Origin of the sequence: Mucilaginibacter sp. UYCu711, assembly GCF_050433825.1 — a bacterium.
Lineage (GTDB): Bacteria > Bacteroidota > Bacteroidia > Sphingobacteriales > Sphingobacteriaceae > Mucilaginibacter.
In genome coordinates, this window is the sequence record NZ_JBNPWM010000011.1 from 65,007 (window position 1) to 85,826 (window position 20,820).

Here is a 20,820-nt window from a genome sequence, read left to right on the forward strand (position 1 = left end):
GTTGAATGCTGAATGATAACAATTCGCATTTGAACTTCCGCATTTTGCATTTAATTACATCCCCATGAAAGCTATCGTACTTGAAAGTGCCGAAAATCCTATCGTATATAAAGAAGTTAATAAACCGGTGCTGCAAGCCGGCGAAGTTTTGGTACAGGTAAAAGCCGCAGCCCTAAACCGCCGCGACTACTGGATAACTGTAGGCAAATACGGCGGTATTAAATACCCAACCATCTTAGGGTCTGACGGTGCGGGTATTGTAGCGGAAGTTGGTGAGGGTGTAGACGCCGGCCTGGCAGGCAAGGAAGTTATCATTAACCCAAGCCATGATTACGGTGCAAGCGACGAGTTCCAGGGTAAGGATTTTAAGATATTGGGTTTACCCGAAGACGGCACCTTTGCAGAATACGTAAAAGTTAAAGCCGAATACCTGTATCCTAAACCGGCGCATTTAAGCTGGGAACAGGCTGCCGCCATCCCGCTTGCGGGATTAACCGCTTACCGTGCCTTGTTTACCAAGGGCCATGCAAAAGCAGGCGACAAAGTTTTAATAATTGGCGCGGGCAGTGGCACCGGGACGTTTTTAATACAGTGGGCCGTTGCGGCAGGTTGCGAAGTTTATACCACCTCAGGCTCGGCAGAGAAAATAGCGCTGACCAAAGAATTAGGTGCTATAGCTGGTGTAAACTATAAAGATGAAGATTGGGATACGCAATTGCAGCAGTTAGCCGGAGGTTTTGACGTAGTGATAGACAGTGCCTTAGGCGAAGGCTTTGCCAAAATACCCGATATATGTAAACCGGGCGCGCATATTGTGACTTTTGGCGGCACCGCCGGCGATTTTCCGGCTTTTAATGCCCGCAGATTTTTTTACAAGCAATTAACGCTGTCGGGTTCCATGATGGGGACCGTTGCCGAATTTGAGGCCATGCTGAACATTGTCGACAAGTACCGGATCGTACCTGTTATCGACGAGGTTTTCCCTTTAGCCGATGCTAAAACGGCTATTGCCCGGATGGAAAGATCGGCACAGTTTGGTAAAATAGTGCTTAAGATATCGTAAGCCAATGCTTCAGTTAAAGGTTGAGGCTATAAAATGGGAGACCGCCGATACGGCCACGTTTTACTTTACCGAAGTATCGGGCAAAAAGGTAAAATATGTAGCCGGCCAGTTTGTTACGCTGGTGTTTACGCATCATGACGAGGAGATTCGCCGGTCGTACTCGCTCAGCTCATCACCCGATGAAGAATTGTTAGCTATAACTGTAAAGCGTATTGCCAACGGCGAGATCTCGCGCTTTATGCTCACCAAAGTAAAGCCCGGCGATATCATTAACGCCGTTGAGCCGGCGGGAAGGTTTACGATCAGTGATTTCCTGGATCAAAAAGACATCATCCTGTTTGCTGCAGGCAGCGGCGTAGTACCCATGTTTTCGCAGTTAAAGTATATCCTTAGTCGTGACGGCAAAAGCTACATCACGCTTATTTATAGTAGTAATGACCAATCGGCTGTTTTATTTGCTGATGAGCTGGATAAACTGCAAAGCCAACACCCTTGCAGGTTAAAGATCATTCACCTGTTAAGCAGCGAGGGTAAACGCTTAAACAACATCACTGTAGAACAACTGGTTAAGCAAAACATTCATTTTGATTTAAGCAAAGCTGAATTTTATCTGTGCGGACCATTTGTTTATATGCGCATGGTGCGGCTTACGCTGCTTTATATGGGTTTGGAGCGGCACCAGATCCGTAAAGAGAACTTTGTTTTAGATACCGTGCCGGTAAAGGCAGGCTACATCAATTACCCGCCCCAACGCATCAAAATAAAATTTAATAACGAGTTGCATGACCTGATGGTGGGCGAGAACCAAACCATCCTGCAGGCCGCGCTGCAAAACAATATCCCACTGCCTTATAGTTGCCGTGCCGGTATCTGCTCTGCCTGTACTGCTCAATGTGTTAGCGGTAAAGTAGCTATGTCTGTTAATGATGTGCTGACAGATCTTGATCTCTCGCACGGGTTGATACTTACCTGTACCGGGCATGCGGTTAGTGATGATGTGGTGATTGAGTTTATATAGATACCGCTTTTATCATTGCGTGCGAAGCGTGGCAATCTCACGCTTTCTTGCTCATCACGATGTTGTATCCCTGGAGGCCGGCATCCGCCCGCTCAATCGCCGCGGGTTGGCTGTTACTTTGTCTTGATACAAAGTAACCAAAGATCAAGCCAGCAAAGAGGCTTCTTTGCGCTCAGGGCCTTTGCCCGGCAGTCCAGGTAAAACCTCGCGCCGCGCCGCTTTTGCCCCAGCTATCGCACCCACAACCCCACGCTTCAGCAAAATCTGCGAATGCCCGTGCCACCGCACAACCCACCATTGTTTTACCTTCCCTCACCCGAAGCTTTTTTGCTGACACTTGCACAACACCAACATCCTGCTAACATTGGAGATTACCTAAACGGTGCTTAAAACAAGAGTATTCTCATCATATAACTAAAGCCGTCAGACGGGCAGCTTCGGGCGAAAGCAGATAAAACAAGTAGGGCAGTGCGGCTGCAAAGGCATTGGTAATTTTGCCTGAAGCGGTAGCCTTGTGCGACACCTGGCGGCAAAAGGACCCGGCCTTAGGTTTTATCTGATTTGCAGCGCAGTGGCCTGTGCGGCAAAGAAGCATCCCATCTGACTTGATTTTTTGTTACTTTTTGATCAAGCAAAAAGTAAAAGGCCTCCGCGGCCATAGCGGGGCAAGCCATGCGCGTAGGGCCTAAGCATGCCCTGAATCAGTTAATCAAATCAAAAACCTTCTGCATATACATCGCTTCGTCCATTGCATCCTTCAAATCCTCCCATTCGGCTAAAGTAAAGGTGAAGTTGATGTGGTCGACAGGTGTTTTCAATACCGCGCGATCCATACGGTCGGGGAAGGGGTGCGAGCGTTCGTCGAAATCAAGGTCGGCAATAAACTGCCGGTAATCCGCAAACTGCTGGGGCGTAAAATTAAGCAGCAGGTTATTTTGCCATATGTTTATTGTTTTGCATTGCAGGCACTGGCTTACCATGGTAACCCCCCGCTGACTTAAAGTTTTTGCTTCGCACATATCGATCTGAAATTAGTGCCTGAAAAACCTGCAATGCCAGAACAGAACATCGCAGGAATTCAGGACTTTAATAATTATTAGCAGCCCCCTCTAAATCTCCCCCGGTAGGGGAGACTTTTGATTGCCTCTTAAAGCCCACCCTACCGGGGGACAGTTGGTTGGGGCTTTTCTTACCCTTTTTATTCCGTTTCCCCAACCAAATTATAAACCCGGTAATCGGTAAGCTGGCGCAAATTAAACTGGCTAAAAAAGCGATGATCTTGCCGGTTAGCCCCAATATCTGCCCAACATGGATATCATAATTCATGTTGTTCATTTTTAAGCCGGCGCTTTTGTCTTTATGGACTACCGTTTTAAGCGGCGTGCCGCTAAACTGGTCGAACTCATACAAATCGCTTTTATAATAATGCATGGATTGATAGTAAGCGTTCAGATAAATTGTATTAGCGGCTTTGGCATCATCACTATACAAAGTAAACATTTGCGCCTGCGGCGATTTTGCTTTCACATATAAAAAAGCCTTGTCCCAGGCGTTAACAGGAGTAGTTGGTTTATGCAACGAATCTGACACCGGTATAGCCGCTTCCTTAGTGTAAGTTTTACCAAGATTAGCGGTGAACTTAATACCATCAGAAACCGGTTGAAAAGCTATGGCTAAACCGGATATCGCCAAAATTATAGCGATGCTGGCGGCATAAAAACCTAATACGTTATGCAGGTCATAATTTACCCGGCGCCAGCGGCCGCCCCATTTAATGGTGAAGCTGCGCTTGCGGTCGCTTTTGCGTTTGGGCCACCAAAGGATGATACCCGTTATCATCATCACCACAAATATCACTACACTCCAGCCTACTATTTGCCCGCCAACTGCCGGGGGTAATAACAGGTAAAGGTGAATATATTCGACCACTATAAAGAAGTTTCGCTGTGGGTTTTCAGTAGCCAGCGCCCGGCCCGTGTATGGGTTAATATATACAACACGTTCGCCATCTTTAGGCAGGTCTGTATATACGGCAGCAGGCCTGTCTTCGCCATAATAGGCTATAAAGTCCGGCTTGCCGGTGGGGTATTGTTGTTGGGCGATCTGTTTTAACCGCGATGGCAGGATGTAAGGTTTGTTTTGCACCTCAACTTTACGGTAGCTATGTATAGCGTCCTGGATCTCATCCTGGAAAACAAACAGGCAACCGGTGATACTCACAATAACCACCACAAGCCCGGATGTAAATCCGAGCCAGCGATGTATAAATAATAATGTTTTTTTAAATGGCGTCATTCACTAAAATCTATAGCCTACGCTTAAGCGGAAGTTGGTAGGCGCCTCGGCCTGCCAGTTATAAACCGTGCTGCCGGTTGGGCTTAAATAATCTTCGTGCCCGCCCGATATCAGGTAATTGTTAAGCAGGTTATTTACATTAAGCGCCAGGCTAAATTTTTGGACCTGGTAGGATGCGCCAGCATCTAAACGGAAATAATTTGGCATATCTGATTTACTGGTACCGGCCAAACTCCACGGGCGGCGGTCAAACTGCCATACATAGCCTAACGAAAGGCCTAAACCCTGCAGGCCACCCTCCTGTAAACGGTAAGTTAACCACGCGTTTGATACATACTTGGCAAATCCCGGCACAGCTGTGCCTACATTGGCCGGATCAGTATCTTTTGAAATTGCCGAACTGGTGTAAGCATAGTTAAACATTAAATTAAGCGCCGTTGTAATTTGTCCGCGGGCATCAAACTCAATACCCTGGGTTTTGGTCTGGCCCAGTTGTATTACATAGCTTGCAGCCGGGTCGCCGTGCTTGTCAGGATCCGCTGTTAACTGGTTGTTTTTAAGGATGCGGTAAACTGATAAAGTAGTGTTCCATTTGCCACCAAACCAATCGCGTTTTGCGCCTAACTCGAAGTTATTACCTGTAACCGGTTTAACTTTGCCGCCGCCAAAGATGTTACCATTTTGCGGCAGGAAAGCCTGGTCATACACACCGTAAAAAGAGGTAGCGTCGTTTAACGAATAGCTTATACCTAACCTTGGTGTAACCTGCCTGCTTTCTGTATCGCCCGAATAAGGGTCGGTAGTTATCGCATGGGTGAAACGGCCCGCAATGGTAAAACGTAATTGCTGGTTAAAAAAGCCCAGCTCATCCTGTAAGTAAACCGATTGATATTTTTCTGTTGATACGGTGCCTTTACCGCGCTCGCTCAACGGGGTTTCCCTGTCAAACACAGGCAAAGTTACCGCTTTGTTATCCGGGTGATAGATGTTAAAAGGCGTAACCGGGTCTAATGATCCCGACTGGTTATAATCGGCAATGTAGTATTTGTCGCCAATATCAACACCACCCAGTAGGCGATGGATCACCGCGCCGGTAGTAACCTCGCCGTTAACAAAGGCCTGGCCAAGTTTATTACGGTTTATAGCATCCCATAAGCCAAGGTTACGGTCCACATCGCCATTATCTTTAATGCTGTTTATCCAGTAGCTGTAGCCAATTTGTTTATAGTTAAAATACGCTCCCTGCGCGGTAACTTTCCATTTATCGCTAAACTTATGCTCGAAGGTTAAGTAAGCGCTATGGTCATTAATTTTCGAGTCGGGGCTGTTTGCCGGCGCATTAGTGAACTCGCGCGGCAGATCATTATAACCTTTGGTCGAGAATAGATACCCGGTACCAAAAGCGTTCATTTTTTGGTACTGGTAAGAGTACTCGGCCGTAAGCGTGTTTTTGTCATCAAATTTATAACGTAAAACGGGTGCAACGCCAATCCGGTCGGTAAAATCGTAAGGGCGAAACGATTTTGACGACTGCCCCACTAAATTTAAGCGGTACTGTAATTTACCATTGCCGGTAAGCACACCGTCCAAATCCGCGGTGCCACGGTAAGTGTTAAAGCTGCCGGCTGTAAAATCAAACGACTGCCGGGTTACACCGGTAGGCTTTTTGGTGACGATGTTATAAAAACCCGATGGATTACCGTTGGCCAGCATAAAACCTGCCGGGCCCTTTACAAATTCAATCCGGTCAACAAACGACATATCTTCGTTCAGCGGCCCCCAGCTTGCCTCAATGTTCATACCGTTACGGAAACCGACTATCCTGTCGCCACGGCCGTATATCAGCGCGTAGTTGCCCCAGTGTTCCTGCGGTACCAGGCCACTTACGTTGCGCGCCGCGCCCTCCAGCATGTTAAAGATCTGCTGATCTTTAAGCTGATCGCTGCTAACCACCTGGATGTTTTGCGGTACCTGCAACAAAGGCTCGCCCAAACGTAAGCTGGGCGACGGGTTATCTATTTTATATCTTTTGCGCCTGTCGGTTACCGATACCTCATTTAACTGGTTGGCGCTTTCCCGCAGGCTGAAATCAACCACGGTTGTACTGCCGGCAGTTACAGTAATTTCTTTTTCTTCTGCCGTTAAGCCAACGGCCGACACTTTAATAGTATAAGTGCCGGGTTTTATCCGGGTAAACTGGAAACGGCCATCGGCATCGGTAATGGCGCCAATGCTGCTGTTTTTTAGGCCGACGCTTACAGATTCGGCAGGTTTGCCGTCTGATGTGTTTATGGTTCCTTTTAGCGTAGCAAAGCGTTGTGCAAACGCGCCGGTAACACTTAAAAGAAAAATTGATAGGTAAAGTAGGGTTTTGTTCATCACTATTGCTATTTAGACTAATTATAAATAAGTTGCAAAAGTATAACCAGAAGCAGGCGATGCCAATACCCCCGAGGGGGTATTAACTATAAATTGAGGTAAAATACCCCCTTGGGGGTAGGTGGGGAGAATGGGAGTAATAGTAACAATCGGGATATGGGCGTTGCCTGCGGCCCGGGCCATCCGCTTATACGGCTACAGGCATTAGGCTCGGCTTACGCTTTTGGCCGCGCCTGGCCGGTCCAAAGGACTCCTTCGGAGTATCCGCTTCTGTCCCTAACGCGGCCACTTCACAACCACGTCATCGCGAACGAGGTACGAGTGTAGCGATCTCTACACGCCAGGTTAACGTGCGACCTGTCGCGCAGAGATAGCCACGCTACGCTCGCTATGACGTGTTAGGGGTTTTCGGCACCTGCCTTTGTTGTGTGTTGTCTTTAAAGGCACAAGTAGCCTTTACGCGCAACCCGCCCGACATACTTGCGCCAGCATGGGAGTGGTTAGTAGCGATAAAAGGATTGTGAGGGAGCATAGGGTTGATGTCAAAAGCACCTGTTTTGCTCCTCGGAAACCACTGCGTTTCGAAATAATAAAATTTGGATGAAGTGATGCCAGCATACTTTCTTTGTAGTTGGCACCTATCTTTAAGAAGAGGTTGTTTTCCAGGATCACGTAATCGCCGTCAACCGAGTGGATCTTTGACTCGTTGATAAGATATGATTTGTGAATGCGCAAAAATGAAGTGTTCGATAACTTCTGCTCCAACTCCTTCATGGTTAAGTAAGTGATATATTTATTTTTTTCGAGGTAAATGGTCACATAGTTTTGGCAAGCCTCGACATAAAAAACATCATCATGGTTAAGGCGGATCATCTTTCCTTTTGCTTCGCTTTGAATATAAAAATGGGGGTGGAGGTCATGCTGGGGCGCCTGGTGTTTGCCGGACCTTACTTTATTTAAAGCGCGGTCCAGGTGTTCAGAATTTATCGGGCTGATCAAAAAATCGACCGCCTTATAGTCGAATGCCAGTGCCGCGTCCTCTGCAGATCGGGACGTAATAATGAGCGAGGTGTGATTAGTTATTAACTCGGGCAAATTGCTTTGATGCGCTGCGCATGTTTCGCTATTTACGATCACCGCATCAGGGAACCGGTCTTTTCTCAAAATTTCTTCTAAAGCAATACTGGGGTCTGCCTGACTGCCTGCCAGTGTAAAATCTGCATGCTGATTTAAGTGGCTGGCTATGCTGATCACAATCGCGCTTTCTTCAATTATATACAACGAAAGTTGTTCCGTTTTGTCAACGTGATTTGTCATATCTGTAAAATTGGCTCAGGTGGTGATTTAGCTATAATCAATTATACGTATTTTTTTGAACAAAGTTATTAGCAGATATAAATAACCCAGAAATCTTGTTTAACGCAAGGGGTAATATTGCTTATCGGAGTTTTGTGTATGCAAAAAGCCATTTCGTAATGCCAACCTTGTACTTCGTGTAATAAAATAAAATTGAATTTACTTTTAAGTTAATATTGAGTAAACTAAAAATTAAAAATATGAAAAACTTAAACAGAACTATCCAGAGGGCTACTATTCCAAAACTAAACAGGAAATTTCTTTACAGCTTATGCGCTGCCTTATTTTTGCTTAGCTGTTCGTTATCAACAAAAGCTCAAGACGGCACCATTAGTAATCCTGATACGGTGGTGTTAGGCCTTAATCATATCTCTAACCAAAACGAGAAGTACACAAGTGCGTGTACCTCATGTTCCCCAGTTACTAATGATTATGGAGATGCCACTCATTCCGGTCCTAATAGGTATATTAAGATAACTATAGTAAATGATGGTTACTTGAGCATATACGGCGGCACTTCTGATTTTGACAGCGTTTTCTATTTGTTTGCTGCCGATCAGACCACCCTGCTTGCCTTTGGTGATGATGGCTATGGCTCTCCGGGTTTTGGTTACGGACCGGACCCGTTGCAAGCAGGAATCGACACTTTCTTGGGTTCAGGTACTTATTACTTAATAGTAGACGGTACCGACAAATATGGTCAGGCGACGAGTGGAACCGTAGAGGTTTACTATCATCTAAACTAACTAATTTTAATGTGAACGACTAAAACAGGCCGCCCCATAAGTAAATTATGAGGCGGCCTGTTTTAGTTAAAATAAGTCGCTGGTGGCACCACAATGCGTTTCTCGTTGGTCAGGATTTATAATCCCGGACCAATTCACAGGGATTTGCAATCCCCATACGCAATGCCCCACGCGGATCAAAAGATCCGCAACAAAATTAATCCGGGATTATAAATCCGGACTAACGTTATTGACCGCCTGTCGGTTTTGGGATGCACCTACGGAGCATTTTTTCTTTTTATTGATGAAGCTACAAACAGGTAGCCCCTATGGGCATTGGAAGGTGTAATCCCATATAATAGCGCAAGTCTTAGTGTGGCGGACCGAGCGTAGCCTGACTTGTGCTTATGTACAAGGCACAAGTCAGGCCATTCTAAGCCATACTCACTAAGACTTGCCCCTGCTGGCGCAAGTATGTCGGGCGGGCCAGGCGGGCAAAAGCTACTTGTGCCTTTATAGGCCGAAGGCAACGCCCTAATGGTGCTTAGTTATTGGTTGATTAGTGAGTAGGTTCTGTCGCTTCATTAAACCCCGCCCTACACCCTCCTCCGAGGGAGTCCTGCGGACCGCCGGGAGGGAACCGCACAAGGCGGGTCAGCAAGTATAATAATATAAAATTGATAGAATAAAGTATCTTGCAGTTAAAACTTAGTAAACCATGAAGCACAACTTGCTAACCATCCTGCTGTTGATTTGTATAGGGAATGTTAACGCACAAAATAAAGATCTTACTGAAAATGCAATAATTACATCAAATGAAACGGAAATGCGGGTGTATACAGCCGATGGTGTATTACACGTAAATATATCGCCAAAAGATGTGACCGGGTTTAAAGCCGCGGGCTATGTGCGCTACAGCAGCCTGGGCGCAAAAGGCGATGGTAAAACCGATGACATGGACGCTATAGCCGCCACGCATGTAATTGCCAACCGCTATGGCTTAAAAGTAAAAGCCGATGATAACGCTACCTATTACATAGGCGGGAAAGCGCGCACAGCAATTATACTCACTGATACGGATTGGGGTAAGGCCACCTTTATCCTGGATGATACGGAAGTGCAAAACCGCAATGCTTCGGTTTTTATGGTCGGCTCAACACTGCGGCCATTTAAGCTGCAAGGGGTGGGGTCTCTAAAGAAAGGGCAAAAAAAGATAAGCGCCGCTTTGCCCGGGCCTTGTTTAGTTACCGTAGTTAACTCGGCAGTTAAGCAATACATCCGTTTCGGGCTCAATCAAAATAATGGTTCGTCGCAAACTGATATTGTAGCGGTTGATAAAGATGGCAATATAGATAGGAATGCACCGGTGATATGGGATTTTGACCACATTACAGACATTACCGCGCTGCCAATTGACGAGAAAGTATTAAATATAACGGGCGGCCGTTTTATTACGATAGCTAATAAAGACGAATCAAAATACAACTATTACGCGCGCAATATCGCTATCAAAAGGTCCAACGTGGTTGTTGACGGTATAGAGCACCGCACACGCGGCGAGGAGGACCATGGCGCACCTTACGGAGGATTTATCCACATAAGCGATTGTGCTTACGTGACGGTTAAAAACACGGTGCTTACCGGGCACCGCACCTATACCACCATTGGCACTGCCGGTAAACCGGTACAAATGGGAACTTACGAGCTTACGGTAGACAGGGCTATCAACGTGTCGTTTATCAACTGCACCCAAACAAACAGTATAGACGACGCGACCTATTGGGGGGTGCTTGGCTCAAACTTCAGCAAGAATTTATTGTATGATCATTGTATTCTTTCACGGTTCGATGCTCACCAGGGCGTGGCCAATGCCACCATCCGTAATTCGACACTGGGGCATATGGGTATCAATGCCATTGGCTGCGGAACGCTGCTGATAGAGAACTCGACCGTGCGCGCCCGCAGCTTTGTCAATCTGCGCTCCGACTATGGCAGCGCCTGGCAGGGCAATGTTATTATTCGCAACTGCGTATTTGTGCCTGCCGGCGGCAAACCCGCGGTTGCCACCCTTATCGGCGGGTCAAACTCTGGTCAGCATGATTTTGGCTACGTATGCTATATGCCCGAAAACATCATGGTGGATAACCTTCGCATCGATGATTCGGCGCACCCCGACAAATACAACGGACCGGCCATTTTTGCCAATTTTAACCCCGATATGAAAGATGCTTCGTACCAGGAGAAATTCCCCTACGTAATAACCAAACAAGTGACCCTTAAGAACGTAACTACCACCAGCGGCAAAACGCTTAGGGTTAGCGATAATTTGTTTGAGTTTAAGGATGTGACCGTAGCGGTAAAGAATTGAGGAAAGGCTGCTATTGCCATCCAAATACCGTTTTTTAAAACTAATGGTGACACTATCCGTCACTAATCCCTGGCTGGCGCGGGTATGTTACCGCTCTGTATAGGTGTAAGTATACTTAACGGTGTTGCCCGGAGGGCCCTCTATGACAGCACCGGTGGGGTAACCATCAGCATCATATGTGTATGTGTACGTGTACGCTATGGCGGATGTACTGCTGGCCAGGTTATTTGGCGTAAAAGAGAAGCCGTTTGGATTTAGAAAGCCGTTGGTGTATTTGTTTAGCTTATCGTCATAGGTATTTACAGTAGTTAAACCACTTTGCTGCGAATAAAAGCTGATAACGTTCCCCTTATTGTCATACGTGTATTTATCAACGTATAGATCATAATGCCGCTCTGTTATCCGGCCGTTTACAACAAGATAGGTGTAGGTAATATCGTTGCTCAAAGCGTTATTTCTATATATCCGCGCATGAGTTGATGATATGGAGCCATCGTTATTATAAGCATATTCGGTTACTTGCCTGAAACCGGTAGACGGAGTTAAATCTTCGACAGAAAAAAGATTATTGCCATTGTAACTATAGGTACTTGTGCTGGTGCCGTTTTGTACAGTGCTCACCCTGTTTTTATCATCATAAGTATAAGTTGTAATGATTGTACTTGTACCCTGCACAGTAGTCATCTGCGATAAGTATTTTAGCTTTTTAGCCGGGGTATCGCCCGTATTGTTGCCGCTTTTTTTACAGGCTGTTAGCAACGCAACAAACGTTGCTAACAGCACGAAAGTATTTTTTATTTTCATGGTAAAATTTGGCTTGATTTAAATTGGCATTCCAAATTAGTGATTTTTTTAGAAAACAACGCAAAAGCTATTTTATTTTACACCGCCGGTGTTTTTGTAAATTGCTTATTATCAATTATTTAAATAAATATCTTGTTTCATTTTGTTTCACTCTATTTTCGCAATTGATTAATATCCAATGCGTTAAGCCGAAATCTTGTTTCACGTGTTTCATTTGTTTCACACACGCGTGAAACAAATGAAACAGCATGATACGGATTAAAACGTTGCTATAGTGTTAGTTATGTGCCTAAAGTGGTGCCTGCTGTGCCAGGAATAAAGCGCAAGGTTTCTTTTCAAAGGCACGTCCTTCCCGGTTTCGGGGTGCACAAAGTAGCGGTTCCATTGCTCGTCGGTAAAGCTTTCAAATAAAGTAACCAGGCGGATGTGGATCCCTTCCAGCATTTTCAGGGATGGCTCAACAGGTAGCTTATAATCGGGCAGCCTGGCCCATCTGTCTTCATGGTAGGCTTTGATGGTAGGGCCGTCCTCGGTCAGCGCCCATTTAAAACGGATCAGCGAGTTCATGTGGCTATCGGCTATATGGTGTACTACCTGCCTTACTGTCCAGCCGTCAGGACGATACGGGGTATCTAATTGGTCCTCGGTTAGCCCGGTAACTGCCGCGCGTACTTTGCCGGGCAACTCTTTTATATCGTTTATCCAGGCCCTCATTTCTTCATCGGTATATGATTCCGGCGGTGTAAACTTGCCAATGGGGTACTGTAATGGGTTGATGTCTGAAAGTGTAGTCATAAATGGGTGTTATCTGGTAATTTAAAAGACTAAAGTGGGGTGTTTTTTGTGAAAATCAGTCGCTTCCTGGTAAATTTTGGCAGCTTCTAACGTTTTACCTTCGCCAAACAATTGCCCCATAAAAGTGATGCTGGCGGGCAGCCCTCGGCGGTTAACTCCGTTGGGCAAAACCACGCAGGGGTTACCCGTAAGGTTGGTCAATCGTAAATTAGCGCTGAACGATGGGGCAACGTACAGGTCGAGCCCCTTTAGCTTTTCATACCATTGCTGGATAAGCATAGTTCGGGCACGATTGGCGTTAATATACTCGACCGCCGGTATAAACTGCGCCGCACGGAAGATGTTGGGCCAGGCGTTTTTACCTTGTCGCGCCAGCATATCGTCCTTATGGTTCAAAACCAGCTCCTGGAAAGCGGCGCCGGCCTCGGCATCCAAAGCTAACGCAATGGCACCGGATGGCAGGTCGGGTACTTCAATAGGGATCAGCTCGGCGCCCAACTCCTTCAATTTCACTAAGGTAAGCGAGTCGTTAGCCGCGTTTGCATACCTGCTGCTAAAGGCCGATTTAAGGTAGCCTATCTTCCAGCCTTTCAGGCTCTTTACGTTACCATCATAGTTAAACGGAGCTGTTAGGGTGCTCAAATCGTTAGGGTCAGTGCCTTGTATAGCGTTAAATACGATGGCGGCATCTTCAACACTGCGGGTTATCGGCCCCAGCTTATCCATGCTCCAGCTTAGCGCCATTGCGCCATATTTGCTAACGCGACCAAAGGACGGGCGTAAGCCGGTATCGCCGCACTCGGTAGAGGGTGACACGATCGAACCCAATGTTTCTGACCCGATAGCAAACGGTAAACACCCCGCGCTTACGCTTGATGCCGGCCCGGCAGACGAACCGCTTGATCCCCGGGTGATATCCCAGGGGTTCTTGGTTATGCCGCCAAACCAGTTATCGCCCATGGCTAATTCGCCTAAGGTAAGTTTGGCTATTAATATGCCGCCGGCATCTTCCAAACGTTTAACAACGGTGGCGTCTATATGCAGCTCCTGCTCTTTATAAGGGGCAGCGCCGAAGGTGGTCTTTGAATCGGCTGATGAAAGCAGGTCCTTGACCCCAAACGGGATGCCGTGTAACACACCGCGGTACTTACCGGCCTTTATTTCGGCGTCGGCCTGCGCAGCTTGCTTAAGCGCATGTTCCTGCGTAAGGTTAACTACAAACAGCAGCTTTGGGTTATATTTTTTAAGTCGATCTATGAAGAATTGAGTAAGCTCTACCGAGGTAATCTGTTTGGTACGGATCAATTCGCTTAACTGGTGGATAGTGTAAAAGGCAAGCTCATCCCTATTGGCAGGCATCTTAACCGGGTCGATCTTTGAAAGCTTGAAGCCATTGGTTTTATCCTGGGGCGTAAAGCCAATAGGGGTTGGGTTAAAGTTTAGCGCCGGTACAACGCTATTGGGCATATTAAGCTTACGCAATTCCTGGTATTGGGAAGCCTGACCTTTGAGACTATTCAACATAGAATCCCTTTGGGCTGGGGTAAACTCTATGCCGATAATTTTCTGTGCTTCGGCAACTACAGCCACTGTTATAGGGCTTGATTCTATTTTGGGCCATACAAAAGCCCCCAAAACAAAGCTTAAAATAAGACCTGATGGTATAATGACATGTTTTAGCGTAAAGTTTTTTGCCATAAGTAAAAGGTTTGCTCTAAATTAGCGTTTTATATGTGTTTATTATTCAAATGTTAAAAAAGTTAGCTGTCCTAATTATATTCTTAAACGCGTATTGCGCTATTGCCGAAACCATTAAAACTGATGTTTTGGTAATTGGTAGTGGGGCCAGTGCGGTTACAGCGGCTATTCAAAGCTCGCGCAGTAAGTTAAAAACCGTATTATTAGTAAAAGGGTCGTGGCTTGAAAACATGCAGAATAAAGGCATGATAATTATTAATGCCAACCGCAATTTACCTTATGGTTTATGGGGCGAGTTTCGTAAGCATGTACAGCAGCTTTACAAGGGCACGCCCGGTTATGATACCACTTACAACGCCCCTTTAAAATTTGAACCTTTTGTTGGCGCGGGGATCCTTAAAAAAATGGCCGATACTACCCAAAGGCTCACCATTAAACTAAACACACCCTACACAGCGATTGAAAAAGACGGTACCGGCTGGAAAATCAGCATCACCCAAAACGGGCGTACCGATTATATTAAAGCAAAAGCATTAGTTGATGCTACAGAAATTGGCGAGATAGTAACAATGGCCGGCGCAACCTTCCCGCCGTCCATAACCTATGGCGATAATTTATATCGCACTTCTATTGTATCAGGCGATGACCTGAGCGAACAGGCCATAAGTAAAGCATCTTATTATATACCAATGAGCGCGTTTGTAGTAAAAGACGCCGATAATTTATTTATTACAGACAAAGCTTTATTGATTAAACCAAGCATGCCCATACAGATGGCCACAGGGCAGGGGGTAGGCACTATGGCTGCATATTGCGCCTTTTTTAAAACCACCACCAAAAATTTGAAGGTAAGGCCGGTACAAAGCGAGTTGTTAGACTTTAAAGGATACCTGTTATCGTTTGATGATGTTGACTCGGCCGACCGCTACTTTAGAGCTATACAACAAGTTGCTGTAACCGGGCTGTTAAAAGGCACCCAAAAAATACAGGCTAACCAGACCCGGTTTCTTTTTATGCCCGATTCGACTGTTAACAGCGTGGAGATAAAACCTGTTTTAAACGAGATATACAGCAGGGCGTTTATTTGGTTTAATAACATTAAACCGGCCGATAAACTTACTATAGGTAATACATTATCTTTTATCAGCGAGATAACGCTTGCCGATCCCGAGTCATTCAGGATAAAAATGCAAAAAGAATGGAAAACCAAATACAAATTCAACTCTGAATTTGATTTGAACCAACCTATTACCCGCCGTGAGTTTGCGATACTGGCCAATCAATATATTAACCCTTTTGCCCGTACGGTTGATATGAGCGGACGTATGGTAAATTAATTACGCACAAATTAATCGCAGCTTACGCATCAACACTATCCAGCACCATGACCTTTTTGCAAAGCGGGCCGGCATATTGCTCGCGGAAAATATCGTGCAATGGGTCTACCTGGTAATGATCATGGTCTGCAAGGTTGTCAAACGTTACCAGTAATGATAAGTCGTAGCTGCGTTCTATCACCGGGCGGTCCTCGCTATCGGCAGGTACACCAATATGGATATTGCGGATAGATGTTATAGGTACCAGGACATTCAATCCTTCTAATAATTTTGGAAGATCAGCTTTATCATTAAGCCAGAAATATACCTGGTGTACAAAAGTGTTTTTTAGTTGCATGGTTATAGTTTAAAGCTGTTAAATTATATAAAACCTTGTTTACTTTAGCATCTCTGCAATAAAAATTACTTTGAGCTTAACCCAGATATAGCGTTGCACCGTATAAATGTTGGCTTCGTGTCAAATATTGGATATATAGTGTACATTAAACCAAATAAATTGCAAATTTGTGGGTGCTGAGATCTTATGAGTGAAAAAACGATACTGGTTTGGTTTAGAAATGATTTGCGTATCCATGATAACGAGATACTGTTAGAAGCTGCGCGCAAAGCTGATAAAATATTACCTGTTTATTGTTTTGATCCTTATTATTTTAAGATCGCAGCCGATGGTACACCCAAAACCGGGGCCTTACGCGCACGATTTCTATTAGAATCAGTAGCCGATCTACGTAAAAACCTGCAGGCGCTGGGCGGCGAATTAATTATCCGCATCGGTAACCCAGCCGAAGTATTACCCCAACTGGCAGAACAATATACCGTAAACGAAGTATATCATCACCGCGAAGTAGCTTATGAAGAAACCGCTATATCTGAAGAGGTAGAAACGGCACTTTGGAACTTAAGATTGAACCTTAAACATTTTATAGGGCATACTTTATATCATAAAGAGGACCTGCCCTTCCCTATAAAAGATATTCCGGATAGCTTTGCCATCTTCAAGAAAAAAGTAGAGCGCGACAGTAATGTACGCCCATGCATAGGCACGCCTGAAAGTATAATAACCCCCGTAATAACCGATGCCGGCGAATTACCAACCTTAACCCAATTAGGATTAGATGAACCGGTTGATGACCCGCGCACACGCATAAAATTTAAAGGCGGCGAAACAGAGGGCCTGTTACGCTTAGAAGAATATTTTGCCAACAACAACCAAATTGCGCCAACCAAGGGGCGTAACGGCGCTACGGTAGATCGTTCTTCAAAACTGTCACCATGGCTGGCGTTGGGTTGTATATCCATGCGCCAGGTATATTGGGCCGTTGTTAAGCACGAACAGGCCAACAATGTGCACAACACCGGTATGCTGGAGCTTGAATTGTTATGGCGGGATTATTTTAGGTTTATGTTTAAAAAACACGGTAAGCAATACTTTGCTGCCGATGAGCAAACCGAAAACACATCAGCCGAAAAACAAACGCTTTTTGAGAAATGGAAAACAGGTAATACCGGTATCCCTTTTATCGATGCCAGTATGCATAAATTAAATGCTACCGGTTATATCAGCAACTTTAGCCGGCAAATGGTGGCGGGTTACCTGGTGCGCGACCTGGAGGTAGACTGGAAAAAGGGGGCCGCCTATTTCGAAGAGAAACTAATAGACTACTCGCCCGCCAGTAACTGGGGTAACTGGGCTTTTGTGGCAGGCCTGGGCCATGACCCGCGCGACAACAAGTATTTTAACCTTGCTAAGCAAGCCAGCGAGCTGGATACCAACAGCGAGTTTATTAGTACCTGGCTGCCGGTTGAAGTTGCCGTATAACACTATTGGTATTCAGTAGTCTAACAATCAACCAATGCCTGAAAAATTATAATAAAATGATACTATCGGCGTTAAAGCATTGTATATTTGATATATGAACTCCTTCGAACAATATACCATCATTATAGGCCTCCTGGCCCTGGCTTTTGAAGGCTTCGGATATTTACGCAGTTTCCTTTACAAATTATTACATTAATAGCTTATCGCGCTAAGTTTTCCACGCTGCTGCTTTTATATTGCTTTTTTTGGTTGTTTGTGCGTTTTTTTGTGGAAAACGTAGTAAATGATTTACAATTAAATTAAAAGTTTATAATACGTTATGCTTAGCTTTGCACAATTCTAAAGTTGGTTTACAATGGATAGCCTCAATTATATAAATAGCAACAACGCCGCATTTATTGATTCTTTATACGAAGCCTATAAACAAGACCCTGAATCGGTTGAGTTTGGCTGGCAAAAATTTTTCGAAGGGTTTGATTTCGGGCGCGGAGCGCAGGCACCTACAGTTAGTGCCGAAACACCTCAACATTTTTTGAAAGAGATCAATGTTTTAAACATGATCGATGGGTACCGCGGCCGCGGGCACTTGTTTGCAAAAACAAACCCGGTGCGCGAACGCCGCCAGTATTTCCCGGGTAAAGAGCTGGAAACTTTTGGACTGGCCGAGTCTGATCTTGACACGGTATTTAATGCCGGTGTTGAAATAGGTATTGGCCCTGCAAAATTGCGCGACATTGTGGAGATGCTTGAGCAAACGTATTGCGGCACAATTGGTGTGGAGTACTTGTACATCCGCAACCCCATAAAAACAAAATGGTTTCAGGGTAGGATGGAAACAGCCCGCAATAAACCATCTTTCTCAAAAGAAGAAAAGAAACTGATGCTGCGCAAAGTAAGCGAAGCGGTAATTTTCGAAAACTTCCTGGGTACAAAGTTCCTGGGCCAAAAACGGTTCTCGTTAGAAGGTGCCGAGGCTTTGATCCCTGCAATGGATTCTGTTATCCAAAAAGGAGCAACTTTAGGTATCGAAGAGTTTACCATTGGTATGGCCCACCGCGGGCGTTTGAACGTGCTGGCCAACGTCATGAAAAAAACCTACAAAGAGATCTTTTCTGAATTTGAAGGTAAAAACTATGATGAAGACTCTACTGCTGGTGGCGACGTAAAATATCACTTAGGTTTTAGTACCGATGTAGAGGCCGAAAATGGTAAAAAAGTACACTTAAGCCTTTGCCCTAACCCATCGCACCTGGAGGCGGTAGACCCGGTTGTTGAAGGCTTAACCCGCTCAAAAATTGATTTTAAATACAACGGCGATCATACCAAGATAGCCCCGATATTAATACATGGCGATGCTTCTGTAGCGGGCCAGGGTATTGTTTATGAAGTTTTACAAATGGAAAAACTGGATGGCTACCGCACCGGCGGCACCATTCACCTGGTTATTAATAACCAGATAGGCTTTACCACCAACTTTGTTGATGCCCGCTCAAGTACCTATTGTACAGATGTGGCAAAAACTGTTTTATCGCCGGTTTTCCACGTTAATGGCGATGATGTTGAAGCATTGGCTTATATTATAAACATGGCTATGGAGTACCGCCAGGTTTTCCATGATGATGTGTTTATTGATATCCTTTGCTATCGCCGCTATGGACATAACGAGGCTGACGAACCTAAGTTTACCCAGCCGGTGCTATATAAAGCTATAGAGGCACACCCTAACCCGCGCGAGGTTTATTTGACCAAATTAATGGCCGAAGGCGTTATTGATGATGCCGAGGTTAAAAAGATGGAGAAAGACTTCCGGGCGTTATTGCAGGCTGATCTGGATGAATCGAAAGCCGAAGATAAATTTACCGAGTCTGTCCCGATGTTTGCCGGTGCCTGGAACGGGTTGCATTTGGCAACCGAGCGTGACTTTAACGCTCCTGTAAATACAGCAGTACCTAAAGAAGAATTATTGGCTATCGGTAAAAAATTAACCGACCTGCCTAAAGATAAAGCGTTCTTTAAAAAGATTGAGAAACTTTTTGAGGACCGAAGCAAAATGGTTAACACTACCCAAACTTTTGATTGGGCAATGGGCGAGTTAATGGCCTATGGTTCGTTATTAAAAGAAGGGCACCCGGTGCGTTTAAGCGGCGAGGATGTGAAGAGGGGAACTTTCTCGCATCGCCATGCGGTGTTGACACTGGCCGATTCTGAAGAAGAATATACACCGATGGATAGCATTGGCGGCGAGAAATTCAGTATTTACAACTCTTTATTGTCAGAGTACGGTGTTTTAGGTTTCGAGTATGGCTATGCTTTGGCAAACCCTAACGCGTTAACTATTTGGGAAGCCCAGTTTGGCGATTTCTTTAATGGCGCCCAAACCATTGTTGACCAATATATCGTATCTGCCGAAACTAAATGGCAGCGTGGTAACGGTTTGGTGATGCTATTGCCACATGGTTATGAAGGCCAGGGGCCGGAGCACTCATCGGCACGTATTGAGCGCTTTATGGAGCTTTGTGCCGATAATAATATCCAGGTAGCAAATTGCACCACCCCTGCTAACTTCTTCCACGTATTGCGTCGCCAGATGTATCGCGAGTTTCGCAAGCCATTGGTTATTTTTACACCAAAAAGCTTATTGCGTAACCCTAAATGCGTATCGCCTTTGGCTGATTTTACCGATAGTGTATTTAAAGAAGTTATTGATGATACTTATGCTGACGCTAAAAAGGTTAAACGCGTATTATTCTGCTCGGGCAAGATATATTACGACCTGTTAGAGAAGCAACAAACGGACGAGCGTAAGGACGTGGCTATTGTTCGTTTAGAGCAATTATATCCAACCCCGGTGCAGCAATTAGGCGCTATAAGGGCCAAATACAGTAAAGCGACAGATTTTATCTGGGTGCAGGAAGAGCCCGAGAACATGGGCGCCTGGCCATACCTGTATCGTAAATCGCGTACAGAAGAGGCTTTGAAATTTGATATCATATCAAGAAATGAAAGTGCGAGTACGGCTACCGGTTTTGCTAAACAACATGCCGCGCAACAATTGTACATTATATCAAAAGCATTTGAATCGCCGGCAGGAAAAAAAATGAAAGACCAGGTTAAGGCAACTACCGAAAAAATGGCTACGGCGGGAGCTGATTAAATAAGTTAT

Annotated in this window: 15 protein-coding genes; 7 read left to right on the forward strand and 8 right to left on the reverse strand. The window is 45.3% G+C overall.

Annotation, left to right across the window (positions count from 1 at the left end):
- The first annotated feature begins 64 nt into the window (after positions 1-64).
- Complete coding sequence (locus ABIB50_RS21555) at positions 65-1,063, forward strand: quinone oxidoreductase family protein (RefSeq protein ID WP_429383186.1); 999 nt, start codon at positions 65-67, stop codon at positions 1,061-1,063.
- Between the two features lie 4 nt (positions 1,064-1,067).
- The gene (locus tag ABIB50_RS21560; protein WP_429383188.1) at positions 1,068-2,081 is read left to right on the forward strand and encodes a 2Fe-2S iron-sulfur cluster-binding protein; all 1,014 of its coding nucleotides are present in this window, start codon (positions 1,068-1,070) and stop codon (positions 2,079-2,081) included.
- A 701-nt stretch (positions 2,082-2,782) separates the two neighbouring features.
- Here the strand turns inward: ABIB50_RS21560 and ABIB50_RS21565 are convergent.
- The 4 genes from ABIB50_RS21565 to ABIB50_RS21580 all read right to left on the reverse strand — a co-directional run bounded on the left by ABIB50_RS21565 (position 2,783) and on the right by ABIB50_RS21580 (position 8,072).
- Positions 2,783-3,100, reverse strand: a complete 318-nt coding sequence (locus ABIB50_RS21565; protein WP_429383190.1) for a DUF6686 family protein — start codon at positions 3,098-3,100, stop codon at positions 2,783-2,785.
- 67 nt (positions 3,101-3,167) lie between these two features.
- A complete protein-coding gene (locus tag ABIB50_RS21570; protein ID WP_429383192.1) occupies positions 3,168-4,376 on the reverse strand; it encodes a PepSY-associated TM helix domain-containing protein in 1,209 nt (402 codons plus the stop codon).
- Between the two features lie 3 nt (positions 4,377-4,379).
- Positions 4,380-6,755 carry a TonB-dependent siderophore receptor gene (locus ABIB50_RS21575; protein ID WP_429383194.1) on the reverse strand — a complete coding sequence of 792 codons (2,376 nt, stop codon included), beginning with the start codon at positions 6,753-6,755 and terminating at the stop codon, positions 4,380-4,382.
- A gap of 456 nt (positions 6,756-7,211) precedes the next feature.
- Positions 7,212-8,072 carry a LytR/AlgR family response regulator transcription factor gene (locus tag ABIB50_RS21580; RefSeq protein ID WP_429383196.1) on the reverse strand — a complete coding sequence of 287 codons (861 nt, stop codon included), beginning with the start codon at positions 8,070-8,072 and terminating at the stop codon, positions 7,212-7,214.
- A 239-nt stretch (positions 8,073-8,311) separates the two neighbouring features.
- On the opposite strand from ABIB50_RS21580, the gene ABIB50_RS21585 reads away from it, so the two are divergent.
- Together ABIB50_RS21585 and ABIB50_RS21590 are read left to right on the forward strand one after the other, a co-directional pair.
- Entirely contained in the window at positions 8,312-8,857 is a 546-nt protein-coding gene (locus ABIB50_RS21585; protein ID WP_429383198.1) for a hypothetical protein, read from the forward strand.
- A gap of 697 nt (positions 8,858-9,554) precedes the next feature.
- On the forward strand, positions 9,555-11,204 hold the full coding sequence (locus ABIB50_RS21590; protein ID WP_429383200.1) for a hypothetical protein: 1,650 nt from the start codon (positions 9,555-9,557) through the stop codon (positions 11,202-11,204).
- A gap of 87 nt (positions 11,205-11,291) precedes the next feature.
- On the opposite strand, the gene ABIB50_RS21595 is transcribed toward ABIB50_RS21590, so the two are convergent.
- The 3 genes from ABIB50_RS21595 to ABIB50_RS21605 all read right to left on the reverse strand — a co-directional run bounded on the left by ABIB50_RS21595 (position 11,292) and on the right by ABIB50_RS21605 (position 14,501).
- Positions 11,292-12,008, reverse strand: a complete 717-nt coding sequence (locus ABIB50_RS21595) for a hypothetical protein (RefSeq protein WP_429383202.1) — start codon at positions 12,006-12,008, stop codon at positions 11,292-11,294.
- A gap of 258 nt (positions 12,009-12,266) precedes the next feature.
- Positions 12,267-12,803, reverse strand: coding sequence for a YfiT family bacillithiol transferase (locus ABIB50_RS21600; RefSeq protein WP_429383204.1), 537 nt, complete (start codon positions 12,801-12,803; stop codon positions 12,267-12,269).
- A 21-nt stretch (positions 12,804-12,824) separates the two neighbouring features.
- Positions 12,825-14,501 carry an amidase gene (locus ABIB50_RS21605; protein WP_429383206.1) on the reverse strand — a complete coding sequence of 559 codons (1,677 nt, stop codon included), beginning with the start codon at positions 14,499-14,501 and terminating at the stop codon, positions 12,825-12,827.
- Between the two features lie 50 nt (positions 14,502-14,551).
- On the opposite strand from ABIB50_RS21605, the gene ABIB50_RS21610 reads away from it, so the two are divergent.
- The gene (locus ABIB50_RS21610; RefSeq protein WP_429383208.1) at positions 14,552-15,838 is read left to right on the forward strand and encodes an FAD-dependent oxidoreductase; all 1,287 of its coding nucleotides are present in this window, start codon (positions 14,552-14,554) and stop codon (positions 15,836-15,838) included.
- Positions 15,839-15,860: 22 nt separating this feature from the next.
- Here the strand turns inward: ABIB50_RS21610 and ABIB50_RS21615 are convergent, their stop codons facing one another.
- Positions 15,861-16,175 carry a Dabb family protein gene (locus ABIB50_RS21615; RefSeq protein WP_429383209.1) on the reverse strand — a complete coding sequence of 105 codons (315 nt, stop codon included), beginning with the start codon at positions 16,173-16,175 and terminating at the stop codon, positions 15,861-15,863.
- Positions 16,176-16,361: 186 nt separating this feature from the next.
- On the opposite strand from ABIB50_RS21615, the gene ABIB50_RS21620 reads away from it, so the two are divergent.
- Together ABIB50_RS21620 and ABIB50_RS21625 are read left to right on the forward strand one after the other, a co-directional pair.
- Positions 16,362-17,657, forward strand: a complete 1,296-nt coding sequence (locus ABIB50_RS21620; protein WP_429383211.1) for a DASH family cryptochrome — start codon at positions 16,362-16,364, stop codon at positions 17,655-17,657.
- A gap of 355 nt (positions 17,658-18,012) precedes the next feature.
- Entirely contained in the window at positions 18,013-20,811 is a 2,799-nt protein-coding gene (locus tag ABIB50_RS21625; RefSeq protein ID WP_429383213.1) for a 2-oxoglutarate dehydrogenase E1 component, read from the forward strand.
- Positions 20,812-20,820: the final 9 nt, after the last annotated feature.

Excerpts from the sequence above, each read along its gene's own strand:
- ABIB50_RS21595 (WP_429383202.1), bottom strand. The coding sequence starts at position 12,008 with ATGAAAATAAAAAATACTTTCGTGCTGTTAGCAACGTTTGTTGCGTTG.
- ABIB50_RS21605 (WP_429383206.1), bottom strand. The coding sequence starts at position 14,501 with ATGGCAAAAAACTTTACGCTAAAACATGTCATTATACCATCAGGTCTT.
- ABIB50_RS21560 (WP_429383188.1), top strand. The coding sequence starts at position 1,068 with ATGCTTCAGTTAAAGGTTGAGGCTATAAAATGGGAGACCGCCGATACG.
- ABIB50_RS21555 (WP_429383186.1), top strand. The coding sequence starts at position 65 with ATGAAAGCTATCGTACTTGAAAGTGCCGAAAATCCTATCGTATATAAA.
- ABIB50_RS21565 (WP_429383190.1), bottom strand. The coding sequence starts at position 3,100 with ATGTGCGAAGCAAAAACTTTAAGTCAGCGGGGGGTTACCATGGTAAGC.
- ABIB50_RS21570 (WP_429383192.1), bottom strand. The coding sequence starts at position 4,376 with ATGACGCCATTTAAAAAAACATTATTATTTATACATCGCTGGCTCGGA.
- ABIB50_RS21585 (WP_429383198.1), top strand. The coding sequence starts at position 8,312 with ATGAAAAACTTAAACAGAACTATCCAGAGGGCTACTATTCCAAAACTA.
- ABIB50_RS21615 (WP_429383209.1), bottom strand. The coding sequence starts at position 16,175 with ATGCAACTAAAAAACACTTTTGTACACCAGGTATATTTCTGGCTTAAT.
- ABIB50_RS21600 (WP_429383204.1), bottom strand. The coding sequence starts at position 12,803 with ATGACTACACTTTCAGACATCAACCCATTACAGTACCCCATTGGCAAG.
- ABIB50_RS21620 (WP_429383211.1), top strand. The coding sequence starts at position 16,362 with ATGAGTGAAAAAACGATACTGGTTTGGTTTAGAAATGATTTGCGTATC.
- ABIB50_RS21580 (WP_429383196.1), bottom strand. The coding sequence starts at position 8,072 with ATGACAAATCACGTTGACAAAACGGAACAACTTTCGTTGTATATAATT.
- ABIB50_RS21625 (WP_429383213.1), top strand. The coding sequence starts at position 18,013 with ATGGATAGCCTCAATTATATAAATAGCAACAACGCCGCATTTATTGAT.
- ABIB50_RS21575 (WP_429383194.1), bottom strand. The coding sequence starts at position 6,755 with ATGAACAAAACCCTACTTTACCTATCAATTTTTCTTTTAAGTGTTACC.
- ABIB50_RS21590 (WP_429383200.1), top strand. The coding sequence starts at position 9,555 with ATGAAGCACAACTTGCTAACCATCCTGCTGTTGATTTGTATAGGGAAT.
- ABIB50_RS21610 (WP_429383208.1), top strand. The coding sequence starts at position 14,552 with ATGTTAAAAAAGTTAGCTGTCCTAATTATATTCTTAAACGCGTATTGC.